Source organism: Acinetobacter sp. V102_4, assembly GCF_031799005.1.
GTDB lineage: Bacteria > Pseudomonadota > Gammaproteobacteria > Pseudomonadales > Moraxellaceae > Acinetobacter > Acinetobacter calcoaceticus.
This window is the reverse complement of record NZ_JAVQNR010000034.1, coordinates 162,879-184,789: the sequence shown is the minus strand read 5'-3', so window position 1 is coordinate 184,789 and position 21,911 is coordinate 162,879. Positions and strand designations below refer to the sequence as shown.

Annotated in this window: 20 protein-coding genes; 9 read left to right on the top strand and 11 right to left on the bottom strand. The window is 36.9% G+C overall.

The features are described 5' to 3' along the window. Window positions 1-37 precede the first annotated feature (37 nt). From RMB13_RS05785 to RMB13_RS05760, 6 genes are all read left to right on the top strand, one after another. Entirely contained in the window at window positions 38-718 is a 681-nt protein-coding gene (locus tag RMB13_RS05785) for a heavy metal response regulator transcription factor (RefSeq protein WP_311084661.1), read from the top strand. Continuing rightward, entirely contained in the window at window positions 711-2,087 is a 1,377-nt protein-coding gene (locus RMB13_RS05780) for a heavy metal sensor histidine kinase (RefSeq protein ID WP_311084660.1), read from the top strand. Before RMB13_RS05785 ends, RMB13_RS05780 begins: the two co-directional genes overlap by 8 nt. Before the next feature lie 251 nt (window positions 2,088-2,338). Further along, window positions 2,339-2,710, top strand: coding sequence for a copper resistance protein CopC (locus RMB13_RS05775; RefSeq protein ID WP_311084659.1), 372 nt, complete (start codon window positions 2,339-2,341; stop codon window positions 2,708-2,710). Window positions 2,711-2,780: 70 nt separating this feature from the next. Beyond that, complete coding sequence (locus RMB13_RS05770; RefSeq protein WP_311084658.1) at window positions 2,781-3,662, top strand: CopD family protein; 882 nt, start codon at window positions 2,781-2,783, stop codon at window positions 3,660-3,662. 511 nt (window positions 3,663-4,173) lie between these two features. Beyond that, window positions 4,174-5,004, top strand: coding sequence for a sugar phosphate isomerase/epimerase (locus RMB13_RS05765; protein ID WP_017392131.1), 831 nt, complete (start codon window positions 4,174-4,176; stop codon window positions 5,002-5,004). A gap of 72 nt (window positions 5,005-5,076) precedes the next feature. After that, the gene (locus RMB13_RS05760; protein ID WP_311084657.1) at window positions 5,077-5,694 is read left to right on the top strand and encodes a LysE family translocator; all 618 of its coding nucleotides are present in this window, start codon (window positions 5,077-5,079) and stop codon (window positions 5,692-5,694) included. A gap of 154 nt (window positions 5,695-5,848) precedes the next feature. On the opposite strand, the gene RMB13_RS05755 is transcribed toward RMB13_RS05760, so the two are convergent. The 9 genes from RMB13_RS05755 to pepN all read right to left on the bottom strand — a co-directional run bounded on the left by RMB13_RS05755 (window position 5,849) and on the right by pepN (window position 16,850). Continuing rightward, window positions 5,849-6,406 carry a chorismate mutase gene (locus RMB13_RS05755; RefSeq protein ID WP_311084656.1) on the bottom strand — a complete coding sequence of 186 codons (558 nt, stop codon included), beginning with the start codon at window positions 6,404-6,406 and terminating at the stop codon, window positions 5,849-5,851. 78 nt (window positions 6,407-6,484) lie between these two features. Beyond that, a complete protein-coding gene (locus tag RMB13_RS05750) occupies window positions 6,485-7,168 on the bottom strand; it encodes an SDR family NAD(P)-dependent oxidoreductase (protein WP_311084655.1) in 684 nt (227 codons plus the stop codon). A 9-nt stretch (window positions 7,169-7,177) separates the two neighbouring features. Beyond that, entirely contained in the window at window positions 7,178-7,939 is a 762-nt protein-coding gene (locus RMB13_RS05745; RefSeq protein WP_311076449.1) for an SDR family NAD(P)-dependent oxidoreductase, read from the bottom strand. A gap of 7 nt (window positions 7,940-7,946) precedes the next feature. Further along, complete coding sequence (locus RMB13_RS05740) at window positions 7,947-8,633, bottom strand: glutathione S-transferase family protein (protein WP_311084654.1); 687 nt, start codon at window positions 8,631-8,633, stop codon at window positions 7,947-7,949. 229 nt (window positions 8,634-8,862) lie between these two features. Next, window positions 8,863-9,882, bottom strand: a complete 1,020-nt coding sequence (locus RMB13_RS05735; protein ID WP_080027356.1) for a spore coat U domain-containing protein — start codon at window positions 9,880-9,882, stop codon at window positions 8,863-8,865. Further along, window positions 9,873-12,332: a fimbria/pilus outer membrane usher protein gene (locus RMB13_RS05730; RefSeq protein WP_311084653.1), complete on the bottom strand. Its 2,460-nt coding sequence runs from the start codon at window positions 12,330-12,332 to the stop codon at window positions 9,873-9,875. Before RMB13_RS05730 ends, RMB13_RS05735 begins: the two co-directional genes overlap by 10 nt. 9 nt (window positions 12,333-12,341) lie before the next feature. Next, complete coding sequence (locus tag RMB13_RS05725; protein ID WP_311084652.1) at window positions 12,342-13,046, bottom strand: fimbria/pilus periplasmic chaperone; 705 nt, start codon at window positions 13,044-13,046, stop codon at window positions 12,342-12,344. A gap of 74 nt (window positions 13,047-13,120) precedes the next feature. Continuing rightward, window positions 13,121-13,657, bottom strand: coding sequence for a spore coat U domain-containing protein (locus tag RMB13_RS05720; protein ID WP_201784113.1), 537 nt, complete (start codon window positions 13,655-13,657; stop codon window positions 13,121-13,123). A gap of 586 nt (window positions 13,658-14,243) precedes the next feature. Further along, the gene (pepN, locus tag RMB13_RS05715) at window positions 14,244-16,850 is read right to left on the bottom strand and encodes an aminopeptidase N (RefSeq protein ID WP_311084651.1); all 2,607 of its coding nucleotides are present in this window, start codon (window positions 16,848-16,850) and stop codon (window positions 14,244-14,246) included. A 318-nt stretch (window positions 16,851-17,168) separates the two neighbouring features. Here pepN and RMB13_RS05710 point away from each other — a divergent pair, with 318 nt between their 5' ends. The 3 genes from RMB13_RS05710 (at window position 17,169) to thiM (ending at window position 19,598) form a co-directional block, all read left to right on the top strand. Beyond that, window positions 17,169-17,426, top strand: a complete 258-nt coding sequence (locus RMB13_RS05710) for a hypothetical protein (protein ID WP_311084650.1) — start codon at window positions 17,169-17,171, stop codon at window positions 17,424-17,426. A 151-nt stretch (window positions 17,427-17,577) separates the two neighbouring features. Then, a complete protein-coding gene (locus RMB13_RS05705) occupies window positions 17,578-18,735 on the top strand; it encodes a hypothetical protein (RefSeq protein WP_311084649.1) in 1,158 nt (385 codons plus the stop codon). Window positions 18,736-18,770: 35 nt separating this feature from the next. Continuing rightward, entirely contained in the window at window positions 18,771-19,598 is an 828-nt protein-coding gene (gene thiM, locus RMB13_RS05700; RefSeq protein ID WP_311084648.1) for a hydroxyethylthiazole kinase, read from the top strand. An 88-nt stretch (window positions 19,599-19,686) separates the two neighbouring features. Here the strand turns inward: thiM and RMB13_RS05695 are convergent, their stop codons facing one another. Beyond that, entirely contained in the window at window positions 19,687-20,046 is a 360-nt protein-coding gene (locus tag RMB13_RS05695) for a 5-carboxymethyl-2-hydroxymuconate Delta-isomerase (RefSeq protein ID WP_198077661.1), read from the bottom strand. Window positions 20,047-20,089: 43 nt separating this feature from the next. After that, window positions 20,090-21,802: a helix-turn-helix domain-containing protein gene (locus RMB13_RS05690; RefSeq protein WP_311084647.1), complete on the bottom strand. Its 1,713-nt coding sequence runs from the start codon at window positions 21,800-21,802 to the stop codon at window positions 20,090-20,092. Window positions 21,803-21,911: the final 109 nt, after the last annotated feature.

Below are 21,911 nucleotides of genomic sequence, written 5' to 3'. Positions count from 1 at the left end.
ATTATATTCTCAGTGAATAATATGAGATTTTTTATAAATGAGAATCTTATTGGTTGAAGATGAAATAAAAACAGGTGATTACCTTAAACAAGGTTTATCGGAAGCTGGATATATTACCGATTGGGTGACTGATGGATTATCAGGTAAACATCAAGCGCTTGTCGAAGAATATGACTTAATTATTCTGGATGTGATGTTACCGAAGTTAGATGGTTGGAACATCATTAACGATATCCGAAAAAGCGGGAAAACTATGCCCATTCTTTTTCTTTCAGCCCGTGATCAAATTGAAGACAGAGTTAAAGGTCTAGAACTTGGGGCCGATGATTATCTGGTAAAACCTTTTGCTTTTGCTGAGCTGCTTGCCAGAATAAAAAGCCTACTCCGTCGTGGGCAACAAAAAGAAGATAGTAATATTATTACAATTGCTGATCTTGAGCTTGATCTTCGTAAGCGTCGTGTCACTCGAACGGGTCAACGTATTGACTTAACAGCTAAAGAGTTTGCATTGATGGAATTATTCATGCGTAGACGTGGAGAAATCTTACCTCGCACCCTCATTGCCTCTCAAATATGGGATATGAATTTTGATAGTGACACCAATGTTGTAGAAGTCGCTATTAAACGTTTAAGAAATAAAATAGATAGTAACTTCAGTCCTAAGCTGATCCAGAACATACGAGGAATGGGTTATGTTTTAGAGGTTGAAGATGCCTAATAAACTGTTTAATGCGATCAGCTTTCGTATTGCAATTCTTTTTTCTTTTTCTACAGTTATTATCTTAATGATTATGGGATTGGTCATTCACCAACTCGTCATGCATCATTTTGAAACTCAAGATAGAACTCAATTAGAAGGTAAAATTCAACTTGTAGAAAACCTACTTGAGCAAAATCATCACAATCCTTCTGAATTAAACTTATATTTAAAAGATGCCTTAGTTGGACATCATGACCTGATCGTGCAAATAGAGCGCCCGAGCGGTCAAATTATTTTTAGCTCATCGCCAACAGCGCTTAAGAGTAAAACATTAGTAAAATCTAAACATGGTCCGTGGCTTGAATGGAAAGTACAAAATAAAATTTATCATGGCTTAATTTATAAAAAGTCTTTCGATCAAAATAGTGCTATTCCATCGGCTCAAATTATTGTGGGTATTGATACATCTGAGCACCTACATTTCTTAAACGATTTTAGACGTCAGCTCTTATATATCGGTGTTATCGGTACAATTTGTTTGATGCTCTTGGGGTGGTTTGCTGCTTGGCGTGGGCTCCGTCCAGTTCAAACCATGGCAAAGGTTGCAGAAGGTATTTCAGCTCAACATCTCTCCGAGCGGTTAGAAGTCGACAACACACCAACTGAACTGAAATCGTTAGCTATCGCATTTAACGATATGTTAGATCGACTAGAAACAGCCGTAGGAAAACTCTCGGATTTTTCATCTGATCTTGCACATGAAATTAGAACACCGATTAATAACTTGATGACTCAAACACAAGTTTGTCTATCGCGTAGTCGAGATATCGCTACCTATCAGGAAATTCTATTTTCCAACTTGGAAGAGTTTGAACGTTTAGCCAGAATGGTGTCCAATATGCTCTTTCTTGCCAAAGCAGAACATGGCTTACATAGAGCAGACTTACAACAAGTAAATCTAGTCAAAGAAGTCTCGGCATTATTTGATTTTTATGACGCTATTGCTGCTGAAAAAGGCATGTCACTAAAACAAACTGGCCAAGGTTATGTCGAGGGTGATCCTTCAATGTTACGCCGAGCGCTTAACAATCTTTTATCAAATGCAATCAAATATGGTAAATCAGATTCGATCATCAAAATTAAATGCCAACAGAATAGTGATACAACTGAACTAACCATTGAAAATGAAAGCTCCCCCCTATCACAAGAACAACTTACTCGATTATTTGATCGTTTTTATCGTACAGATGCGTCAAGACAGCGAGTTGAAGAAGGCACGGGGTTGGGATTAGCAATTACCAAATCTATTCTTGATGTACATGGAGCTACTATTCAGGCGAACTATGAGAATGGGCATATTACTTTTAAAATCATCTTTCAATATTAAGTGTATTTCTGATCTCTCATTCATTTATTGGTTGAATTGATCTAACTGAGAAATATTATCAAAACAGAAAAAGTCTTTGGTACTGATAAATACTCGATTTTTTAAGATGACAAAAATGTAATTTTGGAGTCATCAACGCGTTTCTCTCTATCTTGAATAATAGGCATACAAAGAGTGTGACTAATAAAGTATGTCCTTTATTTTAATTCAGTCATTACTTAGTCAAATATTCATTTTACGAGGATGAAAACATGAAGCTTGTTCACAACAAAATGACCGCTCTACGGAATGTTCTAGTAGGAGCAACTATGATGGTTGCTGCTTCAAACGTATTTGCACATGTCAGCCTAGTTAGCGCAAACCCCGGTATTAATGCTTCAGTAGTGAGTCAACTTAAAAATATAACGCTTAATTTTGGCGGCGAAGTCATGTTAATGAACGTTAAATTGCTTGATGCTCAACGTACAGACATTCCTTTAAATTACCAAGTGAGTCATGATTTAAAAAAATCATTTGAAGTCGCTGTGCCAAAGCTAAAAAAAGGAAAATATACCGTAGTGTGGACCACAATGGGCTCTGATGGTCACAACATGAGTGGCGAATATACATTCACTATTAAATAAACCAGAAAAATAAAAAAATATCGCTAGTCCATGCCAGCAATGAGCTGGCATATTGTATAGAGAGAAGAATATGGCGCCTGAAACATGGATATATGCGACTTGGCTTGTTAAAGCTTTTTTATACTTGGGGACCGCATTTGTTATTGGAGGTGCCTTCTGTTATTTCTTGCTTGGACACTATGTAGAAATTAAAAAAATTATTATCAAATACATCACTGTTGGTGCAGGGTTGGGGTTTGTCTCAAGTACTTTAGGCTTCTTCATTCTCATCGGAAGTTTTGCCAATACTGGTCTATCAGGTATGTGGAATAGTAACTATATAAATCTACTCATTAACACGCCGGTTGGGCATATCCACATCATTCGATCAATGAGCTTTCTGCTTTTATTGCTCTTTATGCTCGTAAAATTAAGCAGTGGAAATAGTCAGATTTCTAAATTTGAAGGATCGATTTTCGCTCTACTATTAATACCCATTGTTTTCAGTTTTTCTCAATTAGGTCATGTCACGAATTTATCCTTATTTGCGCAAATCTTACTATCAACACATGTACTTGCAATGTCTTTATGGATGGGTTCACTCTATCCCTTATGGAAAACGAGCAGAATAATTCATGGCCTACCGTTAAAAGAACGTATGCATCTGTTTGGAAAAATTGCAGCCTTTATTGTCGGAGTTTTACTTGTCTGTGGTGTTACTATTGCCCTGCTATTGCTTAAAGATTTCAATACGCTGGTCAATACCCCTTATGGGCATGGATTCATTATAAAACTACTCTTTGTGCTATGTATTTTATTGCTAGCAGCCTTTAACAAATGGTATTTCACTCCTCGTTTACAACACTCAAAATTTGCAAACCAGTTGGGTTACGCCATTTTATTTGAAATATCACTAGGTCTAGCCATTCTTTTAACAACGAGCTATATCACGACTGTTGTTGGTATTGAATAAAAAGGAATATATATCAGATCTATCTTTATCTAGGATATTTTTAAGTTTTATGATTATAAAGTAGAGTCAACAATGATTAAAATTCAAACTACTAATCAATAATTCAGCTTCAGTAAACAGTATGATTATTTATATAATGTATATAATTCGAACCAACAAACTATTAATTTTCTTATTAGACTATTAAATATACACGCGAAAATCTGTAATATAATGCTAATAATAAAAAATCTCTAAAATTTAACAAATGATAATTAGTAACTATATATATTAAAAATTACTTATTTTTGAGTATATCTAACTAATACCAGAAGAATATTTTAAAGATGAGATCTAAATATTTTGATAAATTATGCAATATACAGATCTGTCTGTATAAACACATAGCCCGCTTAAATATATTAGACTTTAGTCTAATGTTTTGTGACAAAATAAAAATAAGATGTCGGCTGGGTAACGAGTGAATAAATAATTACACCCAAAATATCATTAATAAATCAGGAACATAACAATGACTTCGCCTTTAATGAATAATTACCTTAACTTTGCTTCTGGAATTGCCCATCAGCAATATTTACCAGCCGAAGAAGGTATCCTTAGGGCTTTTAACGATGGTTGCACCCACTGGTATGTGGATGGAAGTTTGCATGGGGAAATGGTTCCAGACTGGTCTTCTGAACGGATCGAAAATCTAAATAACTTAATAAAGAAATATAATGTACAACCTATTTTCCATGGTAACTTCAAAGCACCATTAGGTAGCGACGTAGATTATTTACGTGAAGCAGCCGTTGAATATGTAAAAAAAGAAATTGATATTGCCGCAAAAATTGGGGCACCTTTAGTTATTCACGGTGGTGGTATTGTAGAACCAAAGAAAATTGTATTGGCTAAACAAAAAGCTCTCGATAACTATATTTTATCTGTTAAAGAATTAGCTGAATATGCTGCTGAAAAATCAGTTGATATTTATTTAGAAAATTTATCAAATTATAAAAACTATCGCCCTTTCCATTATGTATTTACCCACATGGAAGAATACGATTATGTTTTTAATAAAATTGACCACAAAAATGTCTATTTCTTCTTAGATGCAGGACATGCAAATGTGGGTGAAGGCGATCCTGTTGCTGTTGTAGACAAATACCATGACAAAATTAAAGGTATTTCTTTTAGCAATAACAATGGTGAACAAGATCAACACTTTAGTATTGGTCGCGGTACTGTAAATTATTCTGACTTTATCGAAACAATCAACCGCCACAATTGGAAAGGTCTTGTTGCCTTTGAAGTAAGAGACAAAACTACTTTAGATTCAGTTAAAGAATTGGCAAGCGCATAAAACTAAAAGCCTTCTGAGGAACATCAGAAGGCTTTTTTATTTAAATAATTCATTTTTAAAAGGATATATTAAGTGAGTGGTTTACTAGTTTTCATAACAATTGCCTTTCTTACGCTATCTAGTCCCGGACCAGGCGTTTTATTTACTGTTACAAACTCAATAAATTACGGGGTACGTACAGCCCTGTTTGGAATTATTGGCTTAATTATTGGCATGTTTGTTATTGCAGTCATTTCGGCCAGTGGAGTTGGTTTAATCATTACCAGTAATCCCACTATTTTTACTGTATTAAAATTTGTTGGTGCATTTTATTTAATGTATTTAGGCTATAAAAACTTTGTCAAAACGTCATCTTCTCAGGACTTATTAGATACAGAAACAAGTGAAAAAGCGGTGAGTAAATCTAAATTATTCTATCAAGGATTATTTGCGTCACTTCTCAACCCAAAAACCATTGTTTTCTTTATTGCTCTTTTTCCACAATTTATTGATATAAAAGAAAAAATAATCAACCAATTTTTAATACTATCTTTAACTTTTTGCCTTATTGGTTTCTTAATCCACTTGGTATACGCTAATTTTTCTTCAATTTTTAAAGAAAAAATGCTGTCTGGAAATAACTTTGCTCGATTAAATAAAATCAGTGGTTGTATCTTTTTTATTCTCGCTGTTTTGCTAATTACTCAATAAATAAAACTTGTTGTAAATGCTTTTTATCTAAAAGCATTTACAACTTAAAGTATTTCCGCACTCATCCAACTACTCTTCAACAAATTTAAGCTTGAAGAACTTGCTGATTTAATTTGGCTTGAATCAGCAAGTTATATGCATGAGTTTAAAAAACCTATTGTTTTAACTTAATTTTATTTAGTGTCATACATAAAGCTTTTTTGTCGGCCTCTTTAAGTTGAGGATGCTGTACAGACCACATGTAGCCACAGCTATGAGGTGCCTTGTTATTATTTTTCTTAAGTTCATAGGCAATATTTTTTAGAAGCTCCGTGTTTAGCGTACTAATTTTTAAACGTACTTCTGCTAAATCTTGGGGCTTCCAATTGGTTTCCGGACTCGATAACCAGTCTGCTCGATATCGGTACTGAATTGCCTTAGCAACATTCATTTGAGTCACAATAAATGGCTTCACTATTTCGCTATTTAAACCAAAAGATTCAGCTTCGGAAACAGATTGATCGAGAACTTTCTTTTCTTGAGTTAAATCTTCAATCGGCAAATGCTGCTCTGCTTTATAACCCGCTACATCCTTCATATAAGATAAGCGCTCGTTAATTAAACGGGCAGTCTGATCATATTGATATGCTTGTGCTAATGAAGAAAAGCACATGAAAACTGCCAATGTACAAACCGTTTTAACAGCTTGCTGAACACGCTTAATTTTTGCCATGCAAATACCTATCGAAATTATTGTTTTGTCATCATTCCAGATCAGTACTGTATTTTAACAACATGCAAAAGTAAAATTTCAAGATAGGCTAAGTTCTTGGCTCCATGCCGAATCAGGTTGTTGATAGATGTGTTGGCATACTTGCTTAAGAGATGAGGTAAAGTGCTGGTTTTGTCCATCCCATTTCTCAACCATACAATAGGTGATATGAATGCCTTTAGGTTGAAACTCTCTTGCCAATGACTGCGCTAAAGCACGAATTCCCGCGAACATGCTTTGGCTTAATACATCATAATGAGTCGAGTTGCTAAATGGCGCTCCAAGAAAAATAACTGTGCCCCGTTGCTGTTTTAGCATAGGCTTAATCACAGCTTGCGCTACACTCACTGCACTTAAACCGGTGGTCTGCCAATGGTGTTCAATCTCTTCTAAAGATAAAGCCTCAATATTTGGTGAAGATGAAAAGTTGGGCTGAAACACACATAGTTCAATTGTATGTCTGTGACTGGAAATATAATTCAACAAGCTTTTTAAATGATCTGCATTCACCAAGTTCAAATGAACTGCTGTCACACCATCATTTATAGAATGCACTTGTATATTCTGCACGGCTGAATCATGCACAACTTGATAAAGATGTAAGGGAAATTGAGCGTTTTTATCTAGAATTACAAAGTCACGCTCGATCAAGTGTAAGTCATGACCAGCAACGACAACACAGCCCAGCTTTTTTTGAAATCTCTGACATATTTTTTTTAGCATTTTAGTCTCTTAAAATTTTTCTTGATAAGGGCGTAAATCCAACTCATGTGTCCAAAGCTCAGGCATTTGTTGGTAAAGCATCCAATAGTTTTCTGCAATTGCATCAATATTGAGCCCCCCCGTTCCACGCGTAAGACGGGCTAAACGTCCTAGGCCAAATAATGCTTTATTCACTCTATCGCCATCGACCATTCCATCAATAATCACATGAGCAATATGTATGCCTTGTGATTTATAGATTTGAGCTAAATTTAGTGCATAAGCTCGCAAGGCAGATTTACCCATCGTAAAAGCTGCAAAAAAAGGTTTTCCGCGCAAAGAAGCACTCGCCCCAGTAAAAATAAGCGTACCGTAGTTTTGATCTTTAAAGATTTTTAGACAGCTTTGAGAAACTAAATACGCCGATAAAAAAGTGGATTGCCACATTTGAGTAAAAAACGATAATGGACTACGTAAAAAAATTGAGGGAATATTCCCTCCTACATTGTGAATTACAGCAGTAATGCGCTCATTTTGACTAGTAATTGTGTCAAACAAGGCTTGTACTTGCTTTACATCTTCTGCATCTAAACGAAATGCAACAGCGTCACCGCCTTTCGAATGGATTTCGGCAGCCACTGCTTCAATTTTTTGGAAAGTACGCCCAGCGACATAAACTTTTAAGCCCTCTTTTGCAAAACGATGGCACACGGCTGCGCCAATACCTTGTGATGCCCCAACGCCAATAACAACTACACAATCTAATATTTTATCTGGTGTTGCTAATGTCATAGTCATTTCACCCTGTTTGTTTTTTATACCATAATGCAATAAACGGACGATCCAAAATTTCTTTACGAAATTTTTTGCTTGTGCGAATCACTTCACCTAGTTGAGCGACAACAGCAATGTCAGCAATTGTCTGAGAATCTCCAACCAACCACTCACTTTGTGATAAAACTTGTTCGATACGGCCTAAGTGTCTTCTAAACTCTTCTTCAACATGCTCAGCTTTCATTCGGCCAAGGCCCTGAAAGAAAAGCTGTGTTTTCAATTCAGCTAAAATAAATCCTTTTACCATTGGCTTTTCATAAGATGGGCGACCAATACTACTAATACGAATTGCTTCATCTAGGGCTTCTGGATCATTTACTCGTAAATAGACTTCATAAAAATAGAGAGACTCATCTGCCCAGTCTTCCCATAACTCTGCAAGTGCCTTTTGATTTGGATCTTCTGGATAGAGCCGAGGCGTATCTGGATAAGTTTCATCCAGATAACGAGCAATTCGAGTACTATCTTGAATACGCTGACCACTATGGTCAATTACAGGCACCTTGCCCACTTTACTCAATAAAGGAACTTTAGCTCCCAAAATACCGTTATAGTTAACTGTTTCAAATGAAATTCCTTTAAATTTCAAAATTCTTGAAACTTTCTGACAAAATGGCGAAATCTCCCATTGATGCAAAATAATATCCGACATTTATTCACCTTTATTTTAATTGCCTGTTTTACTTGCTAGTTCTTTTTTGGAACTAATCAATAAATATACAGTATGTATTTTTAAGTCAAACTGTTTTTGATGACGGACAAGTTTCAAAAAACTAAAATCATTTGATTTATATCGTTTTATGCTCAGCCAATTTTAATGAATATAATTAAAATTACGCGGAACCATTTTTACTAAAATAGAACCGCGTATATTTGATAAATTAATAAGTCACTGTAACAACTACACTGTCAGAATAGTTTCCTGGTGTACTTGCGATGGAAGTACCTTGTGGAATTTTTCCATAGACAGGTGTACTTTGAGCGCTACCTGTTCCCGTACCAGACACTCCACCGGCTCCCCCAACATTGGTTACGCCACCTGTGGCATCCCACACCGTACTATAGTTAGAGTCTTTATATAACTGATAGGGAATATATTCATTATTACCATTGGTCATACGCCTAAATCCGCCAGGAATACGGTTATTGCCATCGCCTAAATAAATGCTATATGGTGTTCCATAATTACAGGTCGAATTTACAGCTCCTTGCGCTGTGTAATCACGACTAGTGGTACTAATATCATTAATATTGCTGAAATCTACAGTTGAGGTTGAGTTTAATTGACACATACTTGGTACCACAAAGTTTGCTGTTAGTAATGCATCACCTGAATCCCAGCCACCAATTAAATCACCGCATGATAAACCCAAAAGATCCATATCCCAATACAACCGAACCGAAGCCGTATATGTTCCTTTAGGATATGCAATGAGTGACCCCGTTCGAGCTGGAACTTTCACATTTACCGAGTAACTCACAATATTATTTGATGCCACTGTTGCTACTGGACCATACCACACATTGGAGGTTTGGTTGGTGGTAGAAGACCCAGCTCCACCTACAGTTGCAGTGACCGTATATGGTAAAGTCACACTATTATTCGCAGTGGTTGCTCCTGTAAATACGGTTTTCATACACATGAAATTAGAAATTTGGGGAAGTCCTAAATTCGTGCAAGTAATTGTGCCTGAAAGGTTTACAGTTGCATCACTATTAATATTTGCTGCCGTGTAGGTAAAAGTACTATTAGTAGTTCCGCTTACTGTACAAGCAGCATGTGCTGGGCTAAAAAAAGCATAAACGAGATAAAATAAGCAAATGCCTATAAAGTATTTTAAAGCCAATGAAAATTTCTTATAGCTCTCTATTTGAGCCTTATTCATAATATTTAATGACATACATAAGGTCCCAATTTTTTAGTTGAGTACTGATTACTGTTATATGTGAAGTCAACTTGGCATGAGCCATGATCCAGAAGATCGACTTCAAGCTTGTTTTGTTTTAATAGGTTTTGAATAAATACTTCACCGTCGTAGCCAACTACCCCATCTTGTTGCCCATTAATTCGAACCGTATAACCCGGTAATAAAGGTGAATTATTCTGGTCAACAAGTTTGACTAATCCAGAAATGACCTGATGAGCGCCAAAATCAATAAGACCACCTTGGCGATAACCTACAACTGTTTTCTGATCTGTAGACTTCACGCTCCAATTCAAAGGCAGATACGATGGATCTAAATAAATATGGTTCTCTTTATATGGCATGAGACTAGGAATCAGAAATCTTCCAGAATTATCGGTTACGCCTAAATTTACCCCGCCATTTATAATCTGACTTTGCGGCCCAGCATTGGTTACAACAGCGTAACCATCTCCAATTTCATTGGCCGCAAAAATCCGCCCTGCTGCCGCAACCAGTGATCCTGTCGCTGAAAGTGCAACTTGGTCATTATCCCCAATTCGGTTATATCGACCTGTTAAGTAAGCCGCCCGAGCACGGTAAGATGCATAGATAGATGCATTGTTTTGATTCGCATCTTGATCACGCTCAACATAGCCTCCCCATCCAAATGAACCGATTTGTGGTTCTGATAAACCGAATATTTCTTGACGGTAACTCAGCCTGCCAGCATCACTAGATACACTTGTAATCGCATTCACTCGGGTAGACGGTGTGTAACGCAGCGCAAAGTAAATTCCATAATCCTTACGGTTTTCATAATCTTTATATGCTGAGGCATAAAAGCCCCAGTTTTTGTTCAGACTCCCACTTAGGTTTGTAGAGAGTAATTTATAAGAGTTGTCGCTATATTTGATCTGGTTATATCCCAGATAGGCGCTATACCCTTCGTAAAAGTTATAGCTCATCCCCGCCCTAAAAATCTCATCTGCCAGTGCGCTGTAGCTCAAATAATTTTTGGGTTCAGCATCTGTTTGATTATCTTTTAAATATCGAATTTGAGAGACACGGGCAAGGTCAAAATAGTTATCGAAGACTTTACGGTAACTGGTATTAAACGAAATATTCTTACTAATCCGTCCTTCTAAACCAACCAAGGCAGAATAACCGTTTTCATCTTTATACTGGCTCGCTGCAATATCAGCATTAATTACCCCAAAACCAAACAGGTTCTTGGCAAAACCAGTGCCCAGATTTGATAGTCCATCTGTTGAAGCCTCTGCACCCCCACTTAAAGTCAGTGAGTTACTATAACCATACCGAATCGCACCTGAAGCAAAGGTGGCATCATCATAATCGTTCGAATACAGCCCATAGTTATAGCGTGGAACTCCAACATCTACCGAAAATTCATTAATGCCTTTTGCCAGAATTTTAGATGAAAAATAGTAAGCCTGTTTAGTAATGCTCTGCTGACCCGTTGCATCGGTGGTCACAAGCGTGACTTCATTTCCCGAAATAAACGGGAGCTGCTTAATGTCAAATGGACCTGAGGGAACAAGTCCTGAATAAATCTTTTGTTGATTGACATATAAATCTAAAGTCGAAGGCAGTGCAGCCGAACCGGAAAATTGTGGGAGTGCAGAAGTGACAATATCACCACGTTGGGTATAGGCACTCGACCACTGAAAACCAGCAAGACGTACACTATTCCCCCAATCAGAACTATTGGAAATAAAGTCCCCTAAGGTATATATCCTGATCTTTTCAGGGTCTATATACTGCCACTTACTTTCCAGACGTACCCATTTTTCATGGCTATAACTCGTTTCATTACTGCCGTTATATAACACCCCTGATGAAAAGTTACCAATTGCGCTGTTAAAAATCCCTTCTGCCGAACCGGAGAAAACATTCTCGTCATTGGTCACGGTGTGATACAGGCTATAGTTCAAAATGGCCGCATTTAAGGGTTTCATTTTCAGTAAATGAGGGCTTGTGAGCTGTTGACCATTTAAGTCAACTGAATAATCCGCCAACATGTTCGACGGAACTTGTAAGTTTAGAGATTGTTCATTCTCTAGATATTTAAACTGAATTCCTTTTAGATCGTTAATACACACCCATTGGCTATCAGCAACATGCTCATCTATTTTCACTCTTAAAGTTTTTAAGGTCCCAGAGCGAATATATAGCTTTCCATCCTTAGATTGCTTCACAGCAACCAAGTCTTCAGCAGCATTTGAATTAATAGAAACGACTAAAAAAAGCTGAGTAAAATTAAGATATTGTTCCTCTTCATTTATATTCCCCTGTGTATATTTATTATTGATATCTATAGATTTAGGAACACTGGGAATTGGAGTGTTGGTATTATCTTGGAGTTGCTCAGCAAAAGAATACGCCGGAAGATATGCAACACATAAGACACCTATAATGTATTTCATATAAGCCTCTTAAAGTGTGGTTTTCTTACCATTAACTGTCAGAGAAACGCTGTATTTATGATTTGGCTGATATGTAAAATTATTAATAGAGTAGCTTCGTGCCTGCTCCGCAAGAATATAACCATTCACGGTATTTACTTTAATGGGATAGCTTTTATTTGTTGTGGTATCCACAAGCGTTAAGTCATTTAAAAGTGCATGCCGGTTTCCAATATTACTAATATTTAAGGAAGGCACCTCCTGATTAGCATCAATTTTCCAATTCAATTGAGTAATCGCGTCTTTATTTACTACAAATACAGGCAATGACGAGCGTAAAAGCACGTTAACCCCTTGAGCTGCTTTACGGCTATCAATTGGTTTTGGTAGTTCATCAATAATAATGCGATACGTTTTTTCACCAGAAACGGGTGCTGGATTAATTCTAACTACACGCAAGTTATAAGAATCATTAGACTGTAATTTTAAAAATGGTGGACTAATTGCGATCTCATCTGTAGGTGTTAACTGATCCTGTCCATTTTTTTGAGTCCATTCAAATACACGAATCTGCAAATCAGTACTTTCATTTGACTGATTAAATAAACTAATTGAAGACGCGTTTTGATTACTTAATATTTCTACATTCACAGGTGAAAGACGAATTGTAGCGGCGTTAATAATGTTAGAAAAAGATAAGAATAATCCCGTAATAATAAAGATATTTTTTTTCATGATTTACTCAAATATAACTTTTTTAATATGTTAGCCCTTTCAAAAGGGCTAACAATATTTCTAATTTATAAAAATTAATAAGTTACTGTTATTGTTACTGTATCAAGATAGCTACCCGCACTCGGCAGCGTTGAACCAGCAGGAATACGGCCATATACATTCACTGTTTGTACTGCACCACTACCAGTTCCACTATAGGCAGTCGTTGCAATGCCGATTGCTGTGGCATGCCCCGAATCTGAGTAGAGATTATAAGGAATATATTCGTTGCTTGTTGCACCACCAATCATACGACGTTGAGTCGTCTGCGCATTTTGCCCAGCATCGAAAGCCAAGGTCCACGGTACAGTGTTGTTACAAAGGACTTTGATTGAGGTACCACCTGTCGTTGTGGTGTCTGCATCAACGTTACTCGCAAGAGAACTTAAAGTCCCAAAGTCTAAAACTGCATTCGCTGTTGTACCTGTAGCGGAAGTATTCAATACACAACTATTCGTTACTGTTGCCTTAACAGTTAATGTACCCGTTGCTGTAGCTGCATTTGCTGAATTGAGAGAAAATAATGCTACGGCAATTACTGATAAATGAAAAAAAGTCTTTTTCATAGTCAAAACCTTTTAAATTAAATTGTTAAAACTAATAGATATAAAAAATTTAGCACTTATTCTTACAATCATTTTTTATTTGACTGCTCCTTTTAAAGTTTATTTTTTTACCCTATTTTTTAACATCATACATAAAAACAATTAAAATGCATGATCTTATTATTATTTTAATTTCTAATTAACAAAATATAATTACTCAAACCAACTCCATAGATACAAAAATTAACACACCCAAAAAACAACCCATTGATTTAAATAATTTAAATAAAACCTTCATAAAATTTATTAAGTAAAATTTAAATAAATATGTCAAAAATTTAGCTAATTTTATGAAACTAAATACTATCACAGAGTTGCTTACTTATTTTTATATTATTGCTCTCTTAAATTTTGATTGTATATGCTTACTTAAAGATAAATTTCAAACAAACTATTAAAGATTATAATTTAAATAAAAGTAAAATGATGAGCAGTGGAGCTAAAGACGAATTACTATAAGGAAAGTTTTATTTTTTAAAGCATTAAATCTCTATAGAGACATATAAAAATAAAGGCCTCTTACGAGACCTTTATTTTTTATATTTAAGCCTAATTAAACACTTAACATACTATTTAAAGTTTCAGAGACATTTTTCGATTTCACTTTAGGCTGCAATGCTTGCAGAGCCTGTTGCACTTGAGTCCGCTGAGGTTCTGCTAACGTGTACCAACGCGACAATACCTGTAACAGTCGTGAACCTAAAATTGGATTTTTCTCATCAAGATATTGTGCAAGGTTAATAAAGTGAGCTACACCAAAGCCCCACGTGTTTTCAGGATTATTTGATAATCCTCCACTCACCGCACGAATACGATTTGGAGTTGTTAAATCATAATCAGGATGTTGAGTGAGGTATTCAATTGTTTCGGTTGTCGCATTCGGGTTTGCAGCCTGAATCATAAACCACTGATCTAAAGATAAAGCTTCATCTTTAAAACGATCATAGAAGTCAGCAAGTACATCTTGAGCTTGAGGCGCATTTTGCCAAACCAGTACACGTAGCGCACCTAAACGTTCAGACATATTACCTGTATTTTGGTATTGCACATGCGCAAGTTCAAATGCGGTTTGATCACCCTGGCGAGCTATCATCATGAGCATAATATTTTTTAATGCACGCACGCCCATTGCCAAAGAAAATTCTTTTTGCAGATCTGGGTCAAGTGTAAGGTAAGTATCTTTCCAGAATGAACCCAACTCTTGTGCCAAACGATTGAGCAATGCTTCACGTTTTACATGAATATCGGCTGGTGCATAGTTCTGATCGATACGACTACCCAAATAACCTTCGCTTGGTACATCAAACAAACGCGATGCCAATAGCGGGTCGCGACCAACTAATTCAGGCAAAGTGCTTTGAATTGCCTGAATGTATGCATCCGCAGAATGGTCTTCTAACAAAATACGTTCAAGCAAAGTTTGCGTTGCTTGCCATTGGTTAAAGCCGTTTGTTTCGTGCTGAATTAAGAAAGCTAATTCTTCATCGGTATAATTAAACACAAGATTTACGGGTGCAGAGAAATTACGGAGTAGCGAAACAACGGGTTGTTCAGTCACACCTGTAAACTCAATGGTTGCCTCATCTTGGTCAAACAAATACATGCCATCTTTAACATCGTTTACAAACAAGCTTTCACTATGCAATGTATATTGCTCACCTGTTTTAGCATTAAATAGTGCTAATGCCACAGGAATCGGAACAGCTTTTAAATTTGGATATTTAGGATGTGCTTTTAGGCTTTGTTTAAAGCTTAAACGGTAAGTTTGTGCTGCTGCATCATATTCACCTTTTGCTTCAAGCTTTGGCGTACCTGGTTGGTTATACCAAGTTAAGAATGCAGATAAATCGACACCTGAGCCAGCAGTTAACGCAGCAACCCAGTCTTCTACAGTCACGGCTTGTCCATCATGACGGCGGAAATATTCATCCGTTCCTTGACGGTATTTTTCTTTACCTAACAAGGTCGACATCATGCGGTTAATTTCCGCACCTTTTTCATAGACAGTCGCCGTATAGAAGTTATTAATTTCCACAAAGTGATCTGGACGCGGCGGGTGCGACAATGGACCTGCATCTTCAGGGAATTGATGTGATTTCAGCACAGCTACATCGTCAATACGTTGAACCGCAGCAGATTGTAAATCTTCAGAGAAAGACTGATCACGGAATACCGTTAAACCTTCTTTTAAGCAAAGCTGGAACCAATCACGACAAGTAATACGGTTACCTGTCCAGTTATGGAAATATTCGTGAGCAATCACAGACTGTACACGCATAATCGCAGCATCAGTCGTATATTCTTCATCAGCAAGCACACACGAAGTATTAAAGATGTTTAAACCTTTATTTTCCATGGCACCCATGTTGAACTGGCTAACAGCAACAATCATATAGTTGTCTAGGTCATAAGCACGGCCGTAGTGTTCTTCATCCCAACGCATAGAATGCTTTAATGCTTCCATCGCGATATGGCATTTTGGAATGTCTTTCTCTATTGCATAGATTTCTAAAGCAACATCACGTCCTTCAGAGGTCGTATAGCGATCTTTAAGAACTGCTAAATCACCAATGACACAAGCAAATAAATAGCTTGGCTTTTTGGTCGGATCTTGCCAAATCGCGAAGTGGCGGTTTTCACCAGCCTCACCTGTTTCTAGCAAATTACCATTGGCAAGTAGTACTGGATATTTTTTGTCTGCTTCTACGCGTGTAGTAAATACAGAAAGTACATCTGGACGGTCTGGATAGAATGTGATTTTACGGAAACCTTCAGGTTCGTTCTGCGTTACAAACAAGTCATCTGCTTTATATAAGCCTTCTAATTGAGTATTCGTTTCAGGATGAATAATGACTTGCGTTTGTAAAATGACTTCATCTGGTGCATTAGTGATCACCAGTTGTTCACTATCGAGTGAATATTGTGCAGGAGTGAGAATTTGTCCATTTAACTGAACAGACTGTAATTCTAGGTCACGGCCTAATAGCACCAGATCACCAACAGTTTGACGCTTCATCACTAATGTCGAATCAACAATTGTTTTATCATCATATACTTGGATATCAAGATTAATTGATTCAACCAAGAATGCAGGTTTTTGATAATCTTTTAAATAAACTGTCTGATCTGCCTGAACTGGAGGCTGCGCCGCAATATTCATCTTTATTCCTTATATACTCGTCTAAACGGAAGTATGAGTCGTCATGAAATATCATACGCCAAGTCATACATACTGTATTTGATTACCTTTATGAAATTAATGGGACTTCATTTATACATTTCAAATTAGAATCTTGTTTTATTAGCACAGATTAGACCAAATTTACGATAATCGTTGTTTATATAAGCAATCTATACAATAAAAATAAAACACCTTTAGCTTTTAACATTTTTTAGAGTCAGCTTACATTTTGGGCATGGTTCTTGCCTAATTAAATATACCAATATGGGTATCTAAATTAGAACAAGAGGTGTCAGCATGGAATTTAAAGCACATTTTCATCGACTAGAGAACATTAAAGCTATTCATGATCTATCAGCAGCAGGACTCGATCACCATGTGATTGCCGTGTTCTTATCTGCGGAAGGTATTGCTATTACAACTCAGGAGGTTACTTCTATTGTTAATACTTACGATGCGTTAGGGAAACTGAAATTACCAAGTAAAAAAGTACAGGCTCTTATTAAAGCCAAAAAGCTTGGCCAAAATGATGAGAGCTTGCCGTGCCCTGTTTAATTCAACTTTTTAGCCCACTATGAAAACCTAAAATCGAAACATAGATTTTAGGTTTTTCTATTTTAGCAACAAACGAAAGTGGCAATCTCCGCCACCTACAGCGCGGCTGTGTATAATAGCCCCATCATTTTTATTTTATGCTCGGAGCAAAATGGCCTTACAAATTCTACAGAAACAGCTAGATGAAAGTAGCCATTGTCCTCTCTGCCAAGCCTCAATGTACTGGGTAGATGCCGAGCAATTTGAACAAGACATTCAATTCCATGAATGCAGTCATTGTCAGCACCGTCTATTTAAAGATCAAAGAATGACTTGCCACTGTGATACATGCACAAAACAACGGAAAAAGCTTCTACAACAAACACGCCTACAAGAACAACGCCATTTTAAGTCAAAAGAGCAGCCACAACGCAGTCTCGAACAGCTCAGCTTCTTACATAAACTTTTCTTGCTAAGTCTCCTAGACGACTATGCCCGTGAAGAAATCGCTCATGATGAATATATTCATTGGGACAAAATTAAATACCATCACATCACGCCTAACTGGATGTTTCAGAGCTATTTAATTAAACAGTTGCATAAAGATGGCATTTTGAATGCAAATGACCAAACTGATGACCCACAATGTTTTCACTTAAATATTCGTTTAGATGGTTACAGCGATCCAAGTTTATTTAGTGTGGCTCAACAATTACGTAATTGGTTTTATGAAAATTTAAGCTTTGGTATTCCTTTTCGTAGTGCAGATGAAGTGAAAGACGTACTTTTTCAGGTGCTCTATCAAGAAATTATCCAGTTCATGCAGTTCTACTGCCGAACTTGGGGTATCCAAATTGCTGGAAATTCAAATTTTCAAAGCTTTTGCTATCGTTTAATGGATTCACTCGCAATTGGGCAGATTTATTATCTGGTACAAACTGCACTAGAATATCTGTATAAACAAAAAGTTTTACAGCCTCGCAATGATAAGTTTATCAATACCAATCTATTAAAGAAAACGTTAGAACAATATCGCGAAAGAGCCGTGACCGAAAAGTGGGAAACCTCTATGCTCCCCCGTCCTCACAATATTGCTTACAGTAAAATGAGTTATATTTTGCTTAATCGTTTCTTGGGTTACGACGAACAGATATTTGTGCAACCTGTATGGAAAGCATGGCGAAAAATTGAACCACGTTTAAACTTTTATTCTGTCAAACGTTGTATGTATTGTGGTTCAAATGATTTAACCGTTGACTATGATGCAGCAGATTATGTTTCTTTGATTTGCCAAAAATGTAAGCATCAAGACCACTATTTTACCCACTAATTTTATAATCACTTTGGCTTACTAGGGATAATAATATGACATCGACATCTAGTTTGATTGAACAGGTCATTGAAGCTTGGCAGAACATGCAGGCCAAAACGCCTCTTGTACAATGTATTACTAATAGCGTTGCTGCAAACTATACGGCCAATGTATTACTCGCGTCTGGTGCCTCGCCTGCGATGATTGATAATCCTTATGAAGCAGAAAGCTTTACCAAAGTCGCATCGGCCTTGAGCATTAATTTAGGTACACCTACCACTGAGCAAATGCAAGCCATGCAGATCTCAGCTAAAACAGCTCAGCTAAATGATATTCCATGGGTACTTGATCCGGTAGGTTATGGACCAATTTTAGCTTGGCGTAGTCAAATGACAGATGAGCTTTTGCAATTTAAGCCAAGCGTTATTCGTGGTAATGCTTCAGAAATCAGTACGCTTGCAGGTAATCAGGTTCAATCTAAAGGTGTAGATAGCACCCTAAGTAGTGATTATGTCTATCGACAAGCTTACGCGCTATTAGTACATACAGACTGTATCGCAATTTCAGGCGAGTCAGATTACATTCTGTCTAAAGAACTAGATGTCGTTATCCAAATTAACGGCGGCAGCCCCTTACAACCTAAAATTACAGCAACAGGATGCGCTTTGGGTGCGTTAATCGCTGCATATAGTGCAGTAACGACTCCAACTATTGCAGCGCTTTCAGCCCATATACATTTTGCAATTGCGGGTAAACTTGCATCCAATCAGGCACAAACCATGGGAAGTTTTAGTACCATTTTTATGGACTATATTCATATGTTAGATGCCAACCTGATTGAGCAATATGCAAATATCAAGCTATTTGGTTTAAAGGCATAACCACAAGAAGTTATGCCTTTGTGGGTAAGAGGATATTTTAAATCTGCCGATAGTACTGATAATCACAAACCAGTCGCAGCTTTATAATTTATACAACTTGCTTAAAGTAATCTTCTTTTGGCATATCAACAAGTTCAACACACAATTGAATTTCTTTATTAAACTCTTGTTGTAGATAATTTTTATTGCTGAGTGCCGCTAACAACTGATCACCCATCAGTTGTTTTTGCTCTGCATTTCTTCCCGACAAAATATAAACTTTTACATGAATATAAGCCTGTTCTAGTCCCAAACCAATTAGGAAAACATCATCTTTACGCGCACGGCTTTTAATGTCTTCTGGGCTAAACAACTCTGTTTTAATGAGCGTTGTATTAATTTCTTCAAGTAATTGTTTTGCATTTAATCCAGTTAAGTTATCTGAATAATCAACTACAATGTGCGGCATAGCCACCTCAATTTATGTAATAAGTAATTAAGCTAATTAAACTTTACTCAATAAATAATAAAGCTAATCGAACCTGATCATATCCCATTCGAGGGCTGGTTGCTTCAACGATTGGTCGTAGTTTGATCGAACCATCATCAGAAAAATGATCTGGATTTTGGCGCTTTTTCAGTTTCTTATAAATTTTTCGGATTTCTTCGACCACTTCTTCCCCAGGATAGGCAACCGAAATATCCAGTTTTTGTTCTTTATGAAGTCGAGCCAAATGGTTAATGATTGTCGCTGGGGTAAGGCCACGTTCATGCGCAATATCTTCAATCTCATAGCCTTCTTCAAACAACGCACGTGTTTCGTCTAGCGTTGCCGAGGCATAATTTTGTTTCGCACCTTTTGAGAGTTTTTTCTCATTACGAGAAATCTCAGTTTCATTTAAAGTTCCGCCACAATGACGAATAAATGCTTTGTGCTGAGCAGTTAAATCTACATCTGCAAAGTTATCTTCAGCTTCTTTAGAAAGCTCCTGAAAACGGCGATCGGCTTTTACAGCCAAGCTATCTAGCTCTAGAGCTTGCTCGTTAATCCCTAATAATTTTAACCCAGTTAAAGATTTCAAACGTGAAAGCGCAACATAACCCTGACCTTTTTCAAAGGTGTTCATGAGATTAATTTCAGCAGCTTCTAATGTCATCCCTTGGCTTTTATGAATGGTAATCGCCCATGCCAAACGGAGTGGAATTTGCTGGAAACTGGCAATCACTTTACCTGCGTCATTTTCAACCGACCAAGTTTCAGGTGCAACCAGCAATGTCGTGCCATCGGTTAGTTTCACCTTCGGCAACAAACCGTTTTCATCATCCTCTTCAAAGCCAATGACTTCACCTAAACTCCCGTTGATATAGCCCATATCAAAGTTGTTTTTTACAAACATGACTTTTGCATGTTTCTTTAAGGTGAGTTCTTCTGGTGCACGAACCGAAGATTTTAAAGTTTCTACCAGTTTTTCATTACCATCTAAAACAGCATTGAATTGATGCCCTTCATTATCAATTTCATTTAAGTGCTGATAATTGATATTGTCGACATCCATATTGTGTGTATAAAGACGAGTAAAGGTCTCACCAATATCATGGGAGCGTGATTGACGTAATGCGTGTAAATGATCTGATTGAATATTTTGCGCACGAATGGCATTTAAAATCTGGTTAAGGATTTCATCATCTTGGCGGTGTTGTTCTGTTAAATAACATACGCGAAATTTAGCTTCAACCCATGCATCAGACATAAAACAGAACTTGTCACGGTTGGCTTCACTATTACGTCCAACTGGTGGCAACTGAAAGAAATCTCCGGCAACAATGACTTGGATACCACCAAATGCCTCATCGCTTTCTTTAAAATATTTTAAAACCTGATTCACCAGATTAAGCTGCTTCGCATGTAACATCGAAATTTCATCGATGACGAGAACTTGCGCATTTTCAAGGTGTTCCTTGAGATATTTACGCTCTTTCATACGTTTTAGGTCATCATCAGTTAACTGATCTTTAATCCCGATGCCTGCCCATGTATGAATCGTCATGCCGTTCATATGCGTTGCAGCAATACCTGTAGATGCCGTAATCGCCACAGGCACTTTACGTGCTTTTAAATATTGGATGTACTGATTGAGTGTATAGGTTTTCCCTGCACCAGCCGAACCGGTTAAAAAGACATTTTCACCTGCTTTAAGCAGTTTAAGCGCAGTTTCCTGTTTCATAATCTCATAAGTACATCTTCAACAGCCCATAGCTTAACGACTTTCCCGAAAAAATTAAATGAATGAGCTAGAATTTCTGTAAAATCAATATAAATCAATAATTAACATT

What these genes read in the sequence shown, in the direction of transcription:
- RMB13_RS05785 (WP_311084661.1), top strand. Translation starts at nt 38, where the DNA reads ATGAGAATCTTATTGGTTGAAGATGAAATAAAAACAGGTGATTACCTT.
- RMB13_RS05780 (WP_311084660.1), top strand. Translation starts at nt 711, where the DNA reads ATGCCTAATAAACTGTTTAATGCGATCAGCTTTCGTATTGCAATTCTT.
- RMB13_RS05775 (WP_311084659.1), top strand. Translation starts at nt 2,339, where the DNA reads ATGAAGCTTGTTCACAACAAAATGACCGCTCTACGGAATGTTCTAGTA.
- RMB13_RS05770 (WP_311084658.1), top strand. Translation starts at nt 2,781, where the DNA reads ATGGCGCCTGAAACATGGATATATGCGACTTGGCTTGTTAAAGCTTTT.
- RMB13_RS05765 (WP_017392131.1), top strand. Translation starts at nt 4,174, where the DNA reads ATGACTTCGCCTTTAATGAATAATTACCTTAACTTTGCTTCTGGAATT.
- RMB13_RS05755 (WP_311084656.1), bottom strand. Translation starts at nt 6,406, where the DNA reads ATGGCAAAAATTAAGCGTGTTCAGCAAGCTGTTAAAACGGTTTGTACA.
- RMB13_RS05750 (WP_311084655.1), bottom strand. Translation starts at nt 7,168, where the DNA reads ATGCTAAAAAAAATATGTCAGAGATTTCAAAAAAAGCTGGGCTGTGTT.
- RMB13_RS05745 (WP_311076449.1), bottom strand. Translation starts at nt 7,939, where the DNA reads ATGACATTAGCAACACCAGATAAAATATTAGATTGTGTAGTTGTTATT.
- RMB13_RS05740 (WP_311084654.1), bottom strand. Translation starts at nt 8,633, where the DNA reads ATGTCGGATATTATTTTGCATCAATGGGAGATTTCGCCATTTTGTCAG.
- RMB13_RS05735 (WP_080027356.1), bottom strand. Translation starts at nt 9,882, where the DNA reads ATGTCATTAAATATTATGAATAAGGCTCAAATAGAGAGCTATAAGAAA.
- RMB13_RS05730 (WP_311084653.1), bottom strand. Translation starts at nt 12,332, where the DNA reads ATGAAATACATTATAGGTGTCTTATGTGTTGCATATCTTCCGGCGTAT.
- RMB13_RS05725 (WP_311084652.1), bottom strand. Translation starts at nt 13,046, where the DNA reads ATGAAAAAAAATATCTTTATTATTACGGGATTATTCTTATCTTTTTCT.
- pepN (WP_311084651.1), bottom strand. Translation starts at nt 16,850, where the DNA reads ATGAATATTGCGGCGCAGCCTCCAGTTCAGGCAGATCAGACAGTTTAT.
- RMB13_RS05710 (WP_311084650.1), top strand. Translation starts at nt 17,169, where the DNA reads ATGGAATTTAAAGCACATTTTCATCGACTAGAGAACATTAAAGCTATT.
- RMB13_RS05705 (WP_311084649.1), top strand. Translation starts at nt 17,578, where the DNA reads ATGGCCTTACAAATTCTACAGAAACAGCTAGATGAAAGTAGCCATTGT.
- thiM (WP_311084648.1), top strand. Translation starts at nt 18,771, where the DNA reads ATGACATCGACATCTAGTTTGATTGAACAGGTCATTGAAGCTTGGCAG.
- RMB13_RS05695 (WP_198077661.1), bottom strand. Translation starts at nt 20,046, where the DNA reads ATGCCGCACATTGTAGTTGATTATTCAGATAACTTAACTGGATTAAAT.
- RMB13_RS05690 (WP_311084647.1), bottom strand. Translation starts at nt 21,802, where the DNA reads ATGAAACAGGAAACTGCGCTTAAACTGCTTAAAGCAGGTGAAAATGTC.